The following is a 13360-nucleotide window of genomic DNA, read 5'->3' on the forward strand; positions in this document are numbered from 1 at the left end:
CGTTTTCTATTTGTCAGGAATTTCAAAGGAGACGTTATCTGTTGCTGAATCGATTATAGGTTTTCATCAGTGTGGAAGTTTAATTGACACTGGTCAGTGAGTTGCGTGATCAGCCGCAAGGAGAGGTGACGAAAGGCGTCCAGCGCGTCAGTAGCGATGTTTTCGCTCTGCGTTGTCAAGAACTTGCTACGTTCTGCCGGATCAGTGATGGACTGTAACTCCTTATCCGTTTCCTTAATCATCCGCACACTTTCCTGGTTCAGCCGGTGTTGTACTTCTTCAACTTGTGGCAAGAGGTCGTGCAAGTTTGCATCAGCTAAGATGCCGGCGTGCTTGAAAATCCAGTAGGCGGAGTTTAGTTGTGCTGGCAACTTACCACGCTTGTACGGTGCAGGCACGTCGTTGATTCCGGCAAAGAACGGGACATAAACACTTTCAGCAGCCACGCCCATGGCAATCCATTGGATATCAGCCCCCGGACGGTTCATCTGCATAATGTGTGATTCCTGGGTCTTTGCCAAACTGACCGGCCGGTAGAGGTGCTTATCATGGTCATTGCCAGTACCAATCGGGTCGTATGGTGTTCCTTGAAAGTGTGAAGCCAGGTAGTGTTGGGCATCAAAAACCGAAATCTTTTTCTCTGGTTTCATGATAAATGGCAGGTCCTGTGACTCTGGTTCTTCATCCCGGGCTGCAACGGGGCTAAACTGCTGGTGACCTGACCAGACTCGTGGAGTGCTGTAGATGGCGTCTGAGCGGGTAGCGGTCCCAAATATTTGGCGGAAGTTGAAGGTCCCCGGGTGCGGATTGAGGTTGTTTTCTTCAACAAACTGCTTCAACTGTGGGTGAAACATGAAATTATCCGGGTCATCAAAGTCGACTTCTTGAATGGCCAACTGGTTGGCAACCACCGCGTAACTATCATCCGGAATTCGTTGGGCAACCCAGTAGTGACCAGCACCAGATTCAAAGTACCAGGCCTCATCATCGTCGGCAAACAAGATCCCGTTGGTTTCGCCAGTACCGTATTTAGCAATGAGGTCACCTAGCCGTTGAACACCTTCGCGGGCAGTTTTAACAAAGGGAAGGACAACAGTGACCATGGCTTCTTCATTTAAGCCGCCCTTCACAAGTGGGTCGTATCCGAGGACACGGTCGTTACAGTACGCACTTTCGGTAGCACTCATGGCGACGTTATACTCATTGATACCGTCTTCTTCAAACAGGCCATACTTATTCGTCCATTCGGGAGTGGCGCTGTACTTAAAGCTGTCCTTTGGTAGGCGTAATTTTAAACCGGTATCCTTGGATTCAAAACGGGTGTCGAGGTCGCCGTGCGGGTGGATAATAACCCGCTTTGGCCAGGCCGCTTTGGAGTCTTCGTTTCGGCCAATCATGATTGTGCCATCGACAGATGCCTTTTTTCCAACTAAAATACTAGTACAGGATGATAATTTCATTGTCATTACTTCAATGCCTCCTCATGGCGTTCACAAACAAACGTTAACAACACTATTTTAACCTTTTTTGGAGGTAAATTACACTAATTGTTTAGAAGGGATGGAGAATGGAACAGCTTTCAATCTTTATTGTGATGCTTGCCGCTTTACTGGTGCCATTAGTGATGGCGCGCTTTGAGGTGTCAACATTACCCACCGCGGTGGCAGAAATTTTAATTGGGATCGTGATCGGCAAAAGTGGGTTTAACCTCATCGTGATGAATCACGACTTAACATTTCTTTCCAATTTGGGCGTGATTTTGCTGATCTTTCTTTCCGGGATGGAAATCAACTTTGACCTTTTTCGCAAGCAACCAGGTGAGAAGCGCGACAGTGATTCACCAGTTACCATTTCAACCATTGCTTTTGCGGGAATACTAGTAATGTCATTATTAGTGGGGGTCGTATTAAAGTTGATGGGACTCTTTAATGGCATTCTACTGGCATTGATTATCTTTTCATCAGTCGCACTAGGAGTTGTAATTGCAACCCTGAAAGAAAAAGAAATTCTGAGTCGACCGGTGGGGCAGACACTGTTGCTGACGGCGGTCTTCGGTGAAGTTGTTCCCATGCTGTCTTTAACTGTTTATGCGACATTGCACGGTGGTAACGCCGGTCGTCTATGGCTCATTGTCCTGCTGTTTTTGGCAGCGATCATTCTGCTACGGCGGTTTAAACAGCCATACAAGTGGTTCAACGACATCACTAAGTCCACCACTCAATTGGATGTTCGTTTGGCATTTTTCTTAATTTTTACCTTAGTGACAATTGCGGTTACCGTTGGGGCTGAAAATATTCTGGGTGCCTTTTTGGCGGGGATGGTCATGAAATTGCTCAACCCGTCTGAATCCACCGAAGACAAGCTGACATCAATCGGTTACGGCTTCTTTATTCCGATTTTCTTCATTACTACTGGTGCCAAGTTGAACCTCCGGGAGTTATTCGCGAACCCGCGGGCCTTGGCGTTAATTCCGGCATTAGTAGTGGGCTTTTTCATCGCCAAAACCGTTCCAGCACTTGTCTTTAGCAGACACTATGGACGCCGTAACGGGTTAGCAGGGGCTTTCCTTTGCGCCACGACGATCACGCTTGTTTTACCAACACTGGAAGTTGCCCGTAATTTGAAGGCCATTACTAGCACCCAGTCAGACGCCTTTGTTCTGGCAGCATTGATTGCCTGCGTTTGTGGACCAATCGGCTTTAACAAACTCTATCAGCCGTCGCCGGAAGACCTAATTAAGAAACGGGTAGTCTTTATTGGTGCCAACGTGATGACTGTACCGATTGCCCAGCAGCTGACCAATAGTCTCTACCAGGTCAGAATGGTTACCAACCAACAAGAAAACTTTGAAACTTATAATTCTGAAGTTGCCGATTTGAAATATTTTGAGAACCTCAATGCGCAGTGTCTTGAAAAGAGCGGCTATTTCGATTGTGACATTATGGTCGTTTCTTTCTTGAATGAACAAGAGAACTTTGCGTTGGCACTGGAGGCCAAAAAGCAGGGCGTTCAACGAGTGATTGCGATGCGCAAACGAAATGGGAGTGACTATGCCCAGCTTGACCAGCTGGTTGCTGCTGGAGTTGAACTCTTTCACCCGTACACTGCACTATCGAGTATGCTCCGTTCATTGATTGAATCACCAACCGTAATGAAGATGATGACTGATAACCAGCACACGATCTTTGAAGTGGTCCTTAAGAACCGGCGCTACACTGGAATTGAATTACAGTCGTTGCCGATGATCAATAAGATTACCGTGTCCCGTATTTACCGTCATGGCAAGTGGATTACGCCTCATGGAACGACGGTCCTGGAGGCAGGCGACCACCTGATTATTACAAGTGACTATCACAACATCGCTGAATTACAGGCCACGTTAGGTAAAGATAATTAAGCGCTTACCGGTCGGTTATGGTATGATTAATTGAAAATCACAAGGCCGATATTTGTGTGAAAGGATGAACGAAGTTGAATGAACAGCAGTATGTGATGGCAATTGACCAGGGAACCACCAGTTCTCGCGCCATTATCTTTGACCACCAGGGACAAAAGGTGGCCATATCGCAACGAGAATTTCCGCAGTATTTCCCGCATCCAGGATGGGTAGAACACGATGCATTAGAAATTTGGGATAGTGTCCAGGCGGTTATTTCTGACGTGATGATCAAGTCAGGAATTAAGCCCTATAAGATTGTCGGCATCGGGATTACTAATCAGCGGGAAACGACGATTATTTGGGACCGACATACTGGCAAGCCAATCTACCATGCTATTGTTTGGCAATCTAAGCAGACGAGTGAGATTGCTGAAAAGCTGATTGCTGATGGTTATTCAGAGATGATCCACCAGAAAACTGGTTTAGTCATCGATTCATACTTTTCAGCAACCAAAATCAAGTGGATATTGGACCATGTTCCTGGGGCCCGGCAAAAAGCCGAAAATGGCGATTTGATGTTTGGGACGATCGATAGCTGGTTGTTGTGGAATTTAAGCGGCCGCAAGGTTCACGCAACCGACGTTACCAATGCCAGCCGGACGATGCTCTTTAATATCCACCAACTTGATTGGGACGAAGATATTTTAAAGCTACTCAATATTCCACGAGCAATGCTGCCAGAAGTAAAATCTTCGTCTGAGGTCTATGGATATACGGGTGACTACCACTTCTTCGGGGTACAAATCCCCATCTGTGGGATCGCTGGTGACCAGCAAGCGGCACTCTTTGGGCAGACGGCATTTACCAAGGGATCCGTCAAGAACACTTATGGCACTGGTGCTTTCATCGTTATGAACACGGGGAAGGAACCAACCCTATCTGCTAACGGCTTATTGACAACCATTGCCTATGGTTTGGATGGCGAAGTTAATTACGCCTTAGAAGGTAGCATCTTTGTTGCAGGATCAGCTGTTCAATGGTTACGAGACGGCCTCAAGTTTTTTGATAACGCTAGTCAATCAGAAAAAATGGCTGTGGACGCTCAGAGCACTGGTGGTGTTTACGTCGTGCCATCATTTACCGGCTTAGGTGCGCCGTACTGGGACCAAGAGGTACGGGGGGCCATGTTTGGCCTTACTCGTGGTAGTTCGCGTGGGTCAATCACACGGGCAACCCTGGAGGCAATTGCTTACCAAACGCGGGATGTCGTGGATACGATGGTGAAAGATACGGGCTTGAAGCTGGACAGCCTGACTGTCAATGGTGGGGCGTCACGGAATAACTTCCTGATGCAATTCCAATCAGATATCTTGCAAACACCGATTAAGCGAGCAGCCATGGAAGAAACGACGGCCCTAGGGGCTGCCTTTCTGGCGGGCTTGGCCGTTGATTTCTGGGAAGACCAGGAAGAACTACGTAATTACAGTAAGATTGGTGCGTCATTTACGCCGCAAGTTGAACGTGAGGTGGCGGATATTAATTATGCTGGCTGGCAACGAGCGATTAAGGCAGCTCAGTACTTTAGTAAATAAAAGCAAAGAAAAAACAGCGGGGATGAAAAATCTTCGCTGCTTTTTTGATGGAGTTTAAGTTTAGTAACCTAACTTAGCCATCCCGTCTTTGGCAACCTTTTCCAGCGTTGCTGCTGAGGAAGCCATGGCCTTCTTTTCACGGTCATCCATTGGTACTTCCAGTACAGAAGCAACACCTGAAGCGTTAACAACAGCTGGTGAGCCAATGTAGAGACCCTTCAGACCGTATTCACCATTAACTGGTGCGCCGATTGGCAGAACAGCGTTTTCGTCACGAAGGATTGCCCGTGAAATCCGCATCAGGGCAGTTGCGACACCATAGAAGGTGGCACCCTTACGGTTGATGATTTCGTAAGCCTTGTTCCGAACGTCATCTTCAATCTTCAACAGTTCGTCCATTGAAACGCCTTGTTCCTTAGCCAGGTCAAGTACTGGCTTCCCGCCAATAGTTGCACTGCTGTAAGCGGCGAATTCGGAGTCACCGTGTTCACCCATGATGTTAGCAGAAACATCTACTGGTGAAACGTTGAACTTCTTGGCCAGGGCAACCCGGAGACGAGCGGAGTCCAGTGAAGTGCCGGAGCCGACAACCTTGTTCCGTGGGAAGCCAGAAATCTTTTGAACGGCGTAAGTTAAAATATCAACCGGGTTGGCAGCAACCAGGAAGATGCCGTTGAAACCGCTCTTCATAACTGGCTCAACAACGGATTTGATGATCTTCAAGTTCTTGTCAACCAGTTGCAGACGAGTTTCACCTGGCTTCTGTGGTGCGCCGGCAGTGATAACTACCAGGTCAGCATCCTTGCAGGTGTCGTAATCTGCTGAGTAGAAAATCTTTGGGGCGGTGAAGGCAGTAGCGTCTTCGAGATCGAGGGCGTCACCCTCAGTCCGCTTCTTAACAATATCAACAATGGCAAATTCTTCTGCCAGTCCTTGTTGGGCCATGGCAAAGGCATAGCTTGAGCCAACGGCACCGTCACCGACTAAGACAACTTTTTGGTGATTCTTAGACATGTGTTACTCTCCCTTTCTTTAAACCAAATGGTTAGCTTTGTCAATTACTAACGCCACAATTATATCATTATTTAATAAGGTTAAAACACAAATTTCGCGGTTTGCTGAGTGGGACGCTTACTTTGGCAAAGACTGTGAATTATGATACAATATGACAGATATTAAAGACCTGTCGAAATTGACGACCGGCACTTCAAGATATGAAAGGAGGAGATGGTTACATGCTTAATCGGACTAAACGCTTTATGCGGGAGAACGACTTGACGTACCACAAGGAATATATTCGGCCAATGATGACGCCGCAGCATATTTACGTCTTCCGCTTTGGTAAGCACCGGCTTAACAACCGGGTAATCATTCGCTACTCCCATACCTGGACGGGAAGGCTGAAGATCAATGAAATTGATGTGCGCTTGCATCACCAGCAACATCCCCGTATTTTTAAGACGGAAACGGAAATGATTGACTACCTTCAGCACCACATGGAGAAGAAGCGGGCAAAGCGTTTGCGTAAGCAAGATGATAAGAAGAGCGCTGATAATTAATACAAAGGGGCACACGACGTTGACGTCATGGCCCCTTTTTCTTTCAAACACAGAAACGAGGAAACAATATGGAATGGACAGCAATTAAGGTCGAAACGAGTAACGAGGCAGTTGCGGCTGTGTCAAACATTTTAACTGAGGCAGGAGCTAACGGTGTGCAAATCGATAACGCCGCTGACTATCAGGAACTAAAGGCTGGCCGTTTTGGTAAGCACGGGGAAATCGTTGATCCCAGTACATTGCCTCACCAGAAAAAAGGTGCGGCCTTAACCGGTTATTTTCCACCCCACACGTTCTTACCTGAACTAGTCCCGCAAATTCAGCAACGGGTAAAGAAGTTGAGTGAGTTTGGTCTGGACCCATCACCAGCCAATGTTTCAGTCGAGGGTATCAAGGACGAACAGTGGGCGACAGTTTGGCAGAAGTACTACCATCCGGTTCGCATCACTAACCAGCTGACCGTTGTTCCCCAATGGGAAGACTATCAACCCCAGCAGCGGGGTGAAAAGCTGATTACCCTTGATCCTGGGATGGCTTTTGGTACGGGAACCCACCCGACAACTAAGTTAATGCTTCAGGCACTTTCAATGGTCGTTCGTGGCGGTGAATCAATGATTGATGTGGGGACTGGTTCTGGCGTGTTAAGCATTGCCGCCAAACTGCTAGGTGTTGGTCACGTGGCTGCCTATGATGTTGACAAAGTGGCAATTAAGTCCGCCCGCGAAAATCTAAAATTGAACCCGGCTGCCGGTGAGATTGAGCTAGGGGTTAATAGTTTACTTGATGGAATAGCGACAAAAGTGGACCTGATCGTTGCCAATATTTTGGCAGAGATTATTGTTCCACTGATCCCCCAAGCGAAAAGTAACCTGAAGGCGGGCGGTAAATTACTCTTGTCAGGAATCATTGCTGATAAGGAGCCACTGATTGTTGAGACACTGACACAACACGAATTCATTATTGATGAAACAATGCGAATTGACGACTGGTTTGGAATTATCGCTCACCGGCCAACAAAGGAGGAAGACTACTAGTGCAACGCTACTTCGTTACCGACCAGCTACCAAATGACAAGGTTGAGCTGCCAGCTGACATCAGCCACCACCTTGTGGATGTTATGCGGGCAAAGGTCGGCGATCAAATCGAAATTGTCTGTGCAGACCACCAAGTTTACCTGGCAACCATTGTTAATCTTGCACCGACCCTGGTAAAGGTGGAACAGCCATTGAACAGTGGCGCGGAAATGCCAGTGGAGGTGACAATTGCCTGCGGATTGCCGAAGACTAAGGAAAAGCCGCAATTGATTGTTCAAAAGGGGACCGAACTGGGAGCAACGCGAATCATCTTCTTCAATTGTCAACGCTCAATTAGCCATTGGACTATGCCACGACGCGAGAAAAAATTGGCGCGTTTACAAAAGATTGCTAATAATGCAGCTGAACAATCCCACCGCACAACACAACCGCAGGTATTGTACCGCGAGAGTTGGCAGGAAGTTTTAAACGATTTTCCTGCTGATAGCGCCGTCGTTGCTTGGGAAGAATCGGCCAAGCGGGGAGAAGTCAGCCGCTTAAAGTCAGCGCTCGCAAGCTTAAAAGAGGGCGCACGGGTAACGGCTTTTTTTGGTCCCGAAGGTGGGCTGACGAGTACTGAGGTTGAAGCCATGAATGCCCAGGGAGTTCTTTCTGTGGGGCTTGGACCACGTATTTTGCGGACAGAAACGGCGCCACTTTACTTTTTGTCCTCGGTGTCCTACCAGACGGAATTAAATGGCTAAACTGGTGGGTTGTGGTAAAATATTCATCATTAACAGGAGCAAAGGAGCACTTGATTGGGATGTTAAAACGGGTCAAACAACGGATTACCGAATTAGGCTGGCGCTGGTGGCTGGCTGCGATGATGGGCGCATTGGTTCTACCGCTCCTCGGCCGCTTCTTACCTTTCATGAATAAGGCAAAGCTAGTGGGTTGGGTGCTGTTTATTATTAACGGGTTGATCAGCTGGTGGCTAGGGACGTCACTTGCGAAGCGCCAACTATCTGGCTGGTGGATCTTTTTTATGCCAGTTTTATTCTTCATCATTGATTTTCAGTTTTTGCCAAAGTACACCCGTTACTTTGCCCTATTTTACCTTGGTGTCAGTTACCTCAGCTGGTCGATGACCAACCATTACTTAGAATAAGGTGACCAGGAGGGAGGAATACAGATGGCAGTTAGTCGAGAAGAAGAAGCACGTGAATTAAGCCACGAAGATGTCGCTAATATTTGTCGTACTTATATGAATGAGGAACACGTGGCAAAGGTGGAAAAGGCCTACCACTTTGCTGCTGTTGCCCATCATGACCAGCGGCGCAAATCAGGCGAACCATATATTATCCACCCGATCCAGGTCGCTGGTATTCTAGCCAACCTGCACATGGATCCTGATTCTGTTTGTGCGGGTTATTTGCATGATATTGTAGAGGATACGGGGGCGACTCTGGAGGACATTCAGGAACTCTTTGGTCCGACCATCGCCCTGATTGTCGATGGTGATACCAAGCTTGGCAAAATTCACTATAAGTCCAATAAAGAGCAGATGGCGGCTACTCACCGGAAGTTATTACTAGCGATGAGCAAAGATATTCGTGTGATGATTGTCAAGTTAGCTGACCGTTTGCATAACATGCGGACTCTCCAGCACTTGCGGCCAGACAAGCAACGGCGGATTGCCAACGAAACACTGGAAATTTATGCGCCAATTGCAGACCGGCTGGGGATCAGCACGATTAAGTGGGAATTAGAAGACTTGTCTCTTCGCTACCTTAACCCGCAGCAGTATTACCGGATCGTTCACCTAATGAATTCGCGGCGTGACCAGCGAGTTGAATACATCAATAACGCGATTAAGATGATCAAGGACGCGATCAGTGATCTTGAACTAGGCGATAATGTAGAGATTTACGGGCGGCCGAAGCATATTTACTCCATTTACCACAAAATGGTGACAAAGCATAAGCAGTTTAGCGAAATTTATGACTTACTGGCTGTGCGGGTGGTGGTTGATTCCATCCGTGACTGCTATGCGGTACTGGGGGCTATTCATACTAACTGGAAACCGATGCCAGGGCGTTTTAAAGACTACATTGCCATGCCAAAGAGCAATGGCTACCAATCGCTACATACGACCGTCATCGGCCCTGGCGGTCGGCCATTAGAGATTCAGATTCGGACGCACCACATGCACGAAGTTGCTGAGTACGGGGTTGCGGCTCACTGGGCCTACAAAGAAGGTAATTTCAACGGGGTCAAGCAAAGTGAGGATGCCCGGAAACTGAATGTCGTCAAGGAAATCTTGGAGTTACGTTCAGAAACGAAGGATAATGACGACTTTATGCAGGGTATCCAAAGTGATGTCTTTTCCGATAAAGTGTACGCCTTTACGCCGAAGGGCGACGTCATTGAAATGCCAAAGGGGTCGGGCCCGCTGGACATGGCCTACCAAATTCACACGGAGGTTGGTAACCACGCTACTGGTGCCAAGGTTAACGGGCGAATTGTCCCGCTAGATTATGAGATCAAAAACGGTGACATTGTCGACATTATGACCTCTTCCTCGTCCGCGGGTCCGAGCCGGGACTGGTTGGAGTTGGTTTCCACGCGGCGGGCTCGTAACAAGATTCGCCAATTCTTCCGCAGCCATGACCGTAAGCAAAACATTGAAGAAGGCTTACGATTAGTTGAACGTGAACTTTCCGAAACTGGCTTTGACCCGACGAGCCTCATGGCGGCTGATGATACTGCTAAGGTCGCAGCTAAACTTAATTACCATAGTGCTGAGGACATGTTTGCATCCGTCGGGTTTGGGGACCTTTCGGCAAAGGGGGTTGCTAACCGGCTGACCTCCGATATTCGTCAGCAACGCCGTGACGATAAGCAGAAAGCGGAAGAAAAAGCCGTCATGGAAGGACACCAGACTGTCGATACGAGGGGTCCACACGATAGCGCCCATATCTCGAAAGGTAACGGGGGAGTTGTTGTCGAAGGAGTTGACAACCTCCTGACCCGCTTAAGCCACTGTTGCAACCCGGTTCCTGGTGACGATATTGTCGGCTATATTACCAAGGGCCGCGGTGTTTCAGTCCACCGGGCTGATTGTCCGAACATCAAGCACGCTGCCGAAAGCGGCCAGCGAATCGTTAACGTCTACTGGGATAACCCGGCTGGTGATAAGACAAACTACAACGCCGATATCGAAGTAGAAGGATACAACCGCAACGGCCTGCTGAATGATGTGCTGCGATCAATTAACAACAATACCCGTTACCTGACGTCGATTAACGGGAAGGTAGACCATAATAAAATGGCGGTCATTCACGCCTCTGTTGGTGTCCGCAATAAGCAGCACTTGCAACTGATTATGGATGCCTTGAAAAATATTCCTGACGTTTACGTTGTTAAACGGGTAATTTCATAGGAGGATTTCATGAGAGTTGTACTGCAGAAAGTAAATCATGCTACCGTCTCAATTGATGGTGAGGTTGTGGGACAAATTCAAAAGGGTTACCTGTTGCTGGTTGGTTTTGCCCCTGACGATGACGAAGCTAAACTTGATTACCTTGCGCGCAAGATATGCAACTTGCGGGTGTTTGAAGATGAAGAGGGCAAGATGAACAGGGGACTGGCAGACGTTGACGGCAGTATTCTGTCTATTTCTCAGTTCACTCTTTATGCTGACACCAAGCATGGTAACCGCCCTGGATTCAGCAAGGCTGCCAAGCCAGAAATTGCTGAGCCGCTTTACCGACAGTTTAATGCTAAGTTGGCATCACATGGTGTCCACGTGGAAACAGGTCATTTTGGTGCCGACATGAAGGTGGAATTGGAAAACGACGGTCCAACGACCATTATTTACGAGAAGTAGGGAAGAGGACTGCTGACCCAGGGAGGTTGAGCGGTCTTTTTCACTTGAGGAGGAAAGTTAATCGTGTTTAATCAAAAGCCGCCTCGGTCTGTTTGGCTGACAGTGATCATCGTTGGGGTCACGCTGGGCTTGGTCTGGGGAATTAGCAGGCAGAAAACGGTCGTGATTCGTACCGGGGGGATTAACGTTCGGCAAGGTCCCGGGTTAGACTATGATGCCATTGCTCAGACGAAGTCCAAAAAGCGTTACCATGTTGTTGCGCAACGGAATGACTGGTACAAGATTAGGTTGGCCGATAACCAGTTTGGCTGGGTAGCAAGCTGGTTAGTTAACCGCAAGAAACCGCTCAAAAAAGTTACCCGCTTGTCTGAGGCGACGATCGTCATTGACGCGGGCCATGGTGGGTCCGACTCTGGCGCTGAATATCACCGTGACAGTAAAACAGCCAAGTACATGGAAAAGACCTACACTTTGCAAATGGCTAACCGGGTGGCTGATGAATTGCGACTGCATGGTGCGCACGTGATCATGACACGCGATAATGACCGTTACGTGGGGTTGAAACCACGCCCCGCATTAGCAGAAAGTGTCCACGCGGATGCTTTTATCAGTTTCCACTATGATTCATCGCCGGAACGAAACCAAGCTAGTGGGATTACCACTTACTACTATCATGATGGCGCGTCGAAGAAGCTAGCACGCTGTCTTTCACAACAATACAGTAATTTGCCGCTAACCAATAAGGGGATTGATTTTGGTGACTTCCTGGTTATTCGCGATAATACAAGGCCGGCAGTGCTGTGTGAAATGGGGTATATCAATACGAGGAAAGACTTTCATCAAATTCGTCGATTAAGCTACCAGCTGAAGGTGGCTCATGACGTGGTGAAGGGTTTAGATAGTTATTTTGCTCAGTAAAGGAAATGACGCAAATGATGAAGTTAGCAAAGCAGTGGATTCAGCAACTCCCGTTACCTGATGTGACGGAATGTCGACCTGTCAGCGGTGGCGATATTAACGAAGCCTTCCAACTGACAGCGGCTGGTCAACGTTACTTTATGAAGGTACAACCAAACCATGAAGCAGCTTATTTCAACCACGAAGCTTTGGGGTTGAAGGCGATTGGTGCGGTCATTGACACACCAACACCACAGTACCAGGGACAAATTGACGGCGATGCTTACCTGGTCTTGAACTGGCTAGATAGTGGCCGGGGCTCACAGTACGATCTCGGGCGGGCCGTTGCAGTGATGCATTCGCAACACCAGGAACGTTTCGGTTTTGTTGACAACCACGAAACGGGAACTATTAAGAAAGACAACTCCTGGAACGATAGTTGGGTTGACTTTTACCTCCACCAGCGACTGCAGCCAGAAGTGGCTGCTGCCAGTGAAGCTGGCCGGTGGAATCGTTGGCGGCAGGAACACTTTAATGCGATGTGTGACCGGTTTAGCCAGTATTATTCAGCTCATCAGGTAGTCCCGAGTCTCCTTCATGGCGACTTGTGGGCGGGCAATTACATGTTTTTGACCGATGGGACCCCGGCGTTAATTGACCCGGATGCTGTCTATGGCGATCCGGAATTTGACCTGGCAATGACGACTGTCTTTGGCGGCTTTGAACCAGCTTTTTACCAAGGGTACGCGAGTGTTTTGCCGTTAGCTGACGGCCTTGATGATCGTCTCTATTGGTATCGCTTTTACTATCTCTGCATGCACTTGATCTTGTTCGGTGAAATGTATGGTGGTGCGGTCGATAATATTTTGGCTGGGTTTTAACCCTTAAAAAGGACCTTGACTTCTGCGATAAACTTGGTTACTGTTAAGGGCGAAATGAATCGTTTGAGCCGTTGAAAAAGAGGGCACCAGCAGGACGCAATTACAGCGAGCAGGGGTTGCTGAAAGCCTGTGGTCGAAATGCTGGTGCTG

General features: G+C 48.1%; 12 protein-coding genes. 10 read left to right on the plus strand and 2 right to left on the minus strand.

What is annotated here, in order from left to right:
- Positions 1-53 precede the first annotated feature (53 nt).
- Complete coding sequence (locus C1710_RS07095; RefSeq protein WP_102281388.1) at positions 54-1466, minus strand: C69 family dipeptidase; 1413 nt, start codon at positions 1464-1466, stop codon at positions 54-56.
- Positions 1467-1567: 101 nt separating this feature from the next.
- Here C1710_RS07095 and C1710_RS07100 point away from each other — a divergent pair, with 101 nt between their 5' ends.
- Both C1710_RS07100 and glpK read left to right on the plus strand, forming a co-directional pair.
- Positions 1568-3397 (plus strand): monovalent cation:proton antiporter family protein, encoded by a 1830-nt coding sequence (locus C1710_RS07100; protein ID WP_102281389.1) that lies wholly within the window; start codon positions 1568-1570, stop codon positions 3395-3397.
- 74 nt (positions 3398-3471) lie between these two features.
- Entirely contained in the window at positions 3472-4971 is a 1500-nt protein-coding gene (gene glpK / locus C1710_RS07105) for a glycerol kinase GlpK (protein WP_102281391.1), read from the plus strand.
- Positions 4972-5031: 60 nt separating this feature from the next.
- Here glpK and C1710_RS07110 read toward each other — a convergent pair whose 3' ends face one another.
- Positions 5032-5985: an L-lactate dehydrogenase gene (locus tag C1710_RS07110; protein WP_102281392.1), complete on the minus strand. Its 954-nt coding sequence runs from the start codon at positions 5983-5985 to the stop codon at positions 5032-5034.
- A 245-nt stretch (positions 5986-6230) separates the two neighbouring features.
- Here C1710_RS07110 and C1710_RS07115 point away from each other — a divergent pair, with 245 nt between their 5' ends.
- The 8 genes from C1710_RS07115 (at position 6231) to C1710_RS07150 (ending at position 13210) form a co-directional block, all read left to right on the plus strand.
- Positions 6231-6530: a hypothetical protein gene (locus C1710_RS07115; RefSeq protein WP_102281809.1), complete on the plus strand. Its 300-nt coding sequence runs from the start codon at positions 6231-6233 to the stop codon at positions 6528-6530.
- A gap of 68 nt (positions 6531-6598) precedes the next feature.
- Positions 6599-7564: a 50S ribosomal protein L11 methyltransferase gene (prmA, locus tag C1710_RS07120; RefSeq protein WP_102281394.1), complete on the plus strand. Its 966-nt coding sequence runs from the start codon at positions 6599-6601 to the stop codon at positions 7562-7564.
- Positions 7564-8307 carry an RsmE family RNA methyltransferase gene (locus C1710_RS07125; RefSeq protein ID WP_102281395.1) on the plus strand — a complete coding sequence of 248 codons (744 nt, stop codon included), beginning with the start codon at positions 7564-7566 and terminating at the stop codon, positions 8305-8307. Before prmA ends, C1710_RS07125 begins: the two co-directional genes overlap by 1 nt.
- A gap of 59 nt (positions 8308-8366) precedes the next feature.
- Complete coding sequence (locus C1710_RS07130) at positions 8367-8711, plus strand: hypothetical protein (protein ID WP_102281398.1); 345 nt, start codon at positions 8367-8369, stop codon at positions 8709-8711.
- Positions 8712-8735: 24 nt separating this feature from the next.
- On the plus strand, positions 8736-10985 hold the full coding sequence (locus C1710_RS07135) for a RelA/SpoT family protein (RefSeq protein ID WP_235857988.1): 2250 nt from the start codon (positions 8736-8738) through the stop codon (positions 10983-10985).
- Between the two features lie 9 nt (positions 10986-10994).
- Positions 10995-11432, plus strand: coding sequence for a D-aminoacyl-tRNA deacylase (gene dtd, locus C1710_RS07140; protein WP_102281399.1), 438 nt, complete (start codon positions 10995-10997; stop codon positions 11430-11432).
- A 63-nt stretch (positions 11433-11495) separates the two neighbouring features.
- Positions 11496-12350: an N-acetylmuramoyl-L-alanine amidase gene (locus C1710_RS07145; protein WP_102281401.1), complete on the plus strand. Its 855-nt coding sequence runs from the start codon at positions 11496-11498 to the stop codon at positions 12348-12350.
- A 17-nt stretch (positions 12351-12367) separates the two neighbouring features.
- Positions 12368-13210 (plus strand): fructosamine kinase family protein, encoded by an 843-nt coding sequence (locus tag C1710_RS07150; RefSeq protein ID WP_102281813.1) that lies wholly within the window; start codon positions 12368-12370, stop codon positions 13208-13210.
- The last annotated feature ends 150 nt before the right edge of the window (positions 13211-13360 follow it).

The sequence above is a fragment of the [Lactobacillus] timonensis genome, from assembly GCF_900240275.1.
In the GTDB taxonomy this organism is placed as follows: Bacteria; Bacillota; Bacilli; order Lactobacillales; family Lactobacillaceae; genus Limosilactobacillus; species Limosilactobacillus timonensis.

Coding starts and splice junctions, on each gene's coding strand:
- C1710_RS07115 (WP_102281809.1), top strand. CDS start 6,231: ATGCGGGAGAACGACTTGACGTACCACAAGGAATATATTCGGCCAATG.
- C1710_RS07100 (WP_102281389.1), top strand. CDS start 1,568: ATGGAACAGCTTTCAATCTTTATTGTGATGCTTGCCGCTTTACTGGTG.
- C1710_RS07130 (WP_102281398.1), top strand. CDS start 8,367: ATGTTAAAACGGGTCAAACAACGGATTACCGAATTAGGCTGGCGCTGG.
- dtd (WP_102281399.1), top strand. CDS start 10,995: ATGAGAGTTGTACTGCAGAAAGTAAATCATGCTACCGTCTCAATTGAT.
- C1710_RS07095 (WP_102281388.1), bottom strand. CDS start 1,466: ATGACAATGAAATTATCATCCTGTACTAGTATTTTAGTTGGAAAAAAG.
- C1710_RS07150 (WP_102281813.1), top strand. CDS start 12,368: ATGAAGTTAGCAAAGCAGTGGATTCAGCAACTCCCGTTACCTGATGTG.
- C1710_RS07135 (WP_235857988.1), top strand. CDS start 8,736: ATGGCAGTTAGTCGAGAAGAAGAAGCACGTGAATTAAGCCACGAAGAT.
- C1710_RS07110 (WP_102281392.1), bottom strand. CDS start 5,985: ATGTCTAAGAATCACCAAAAAGTTGTCTTAGTCGGTGACGGTGCCGTT.
- prmA (WP_102281394.1), top strand. CDS start 6,599: ATGGAATGGACAGCAATTAAGGTCGAAACGAGTAACGAGGCAGTTGCG.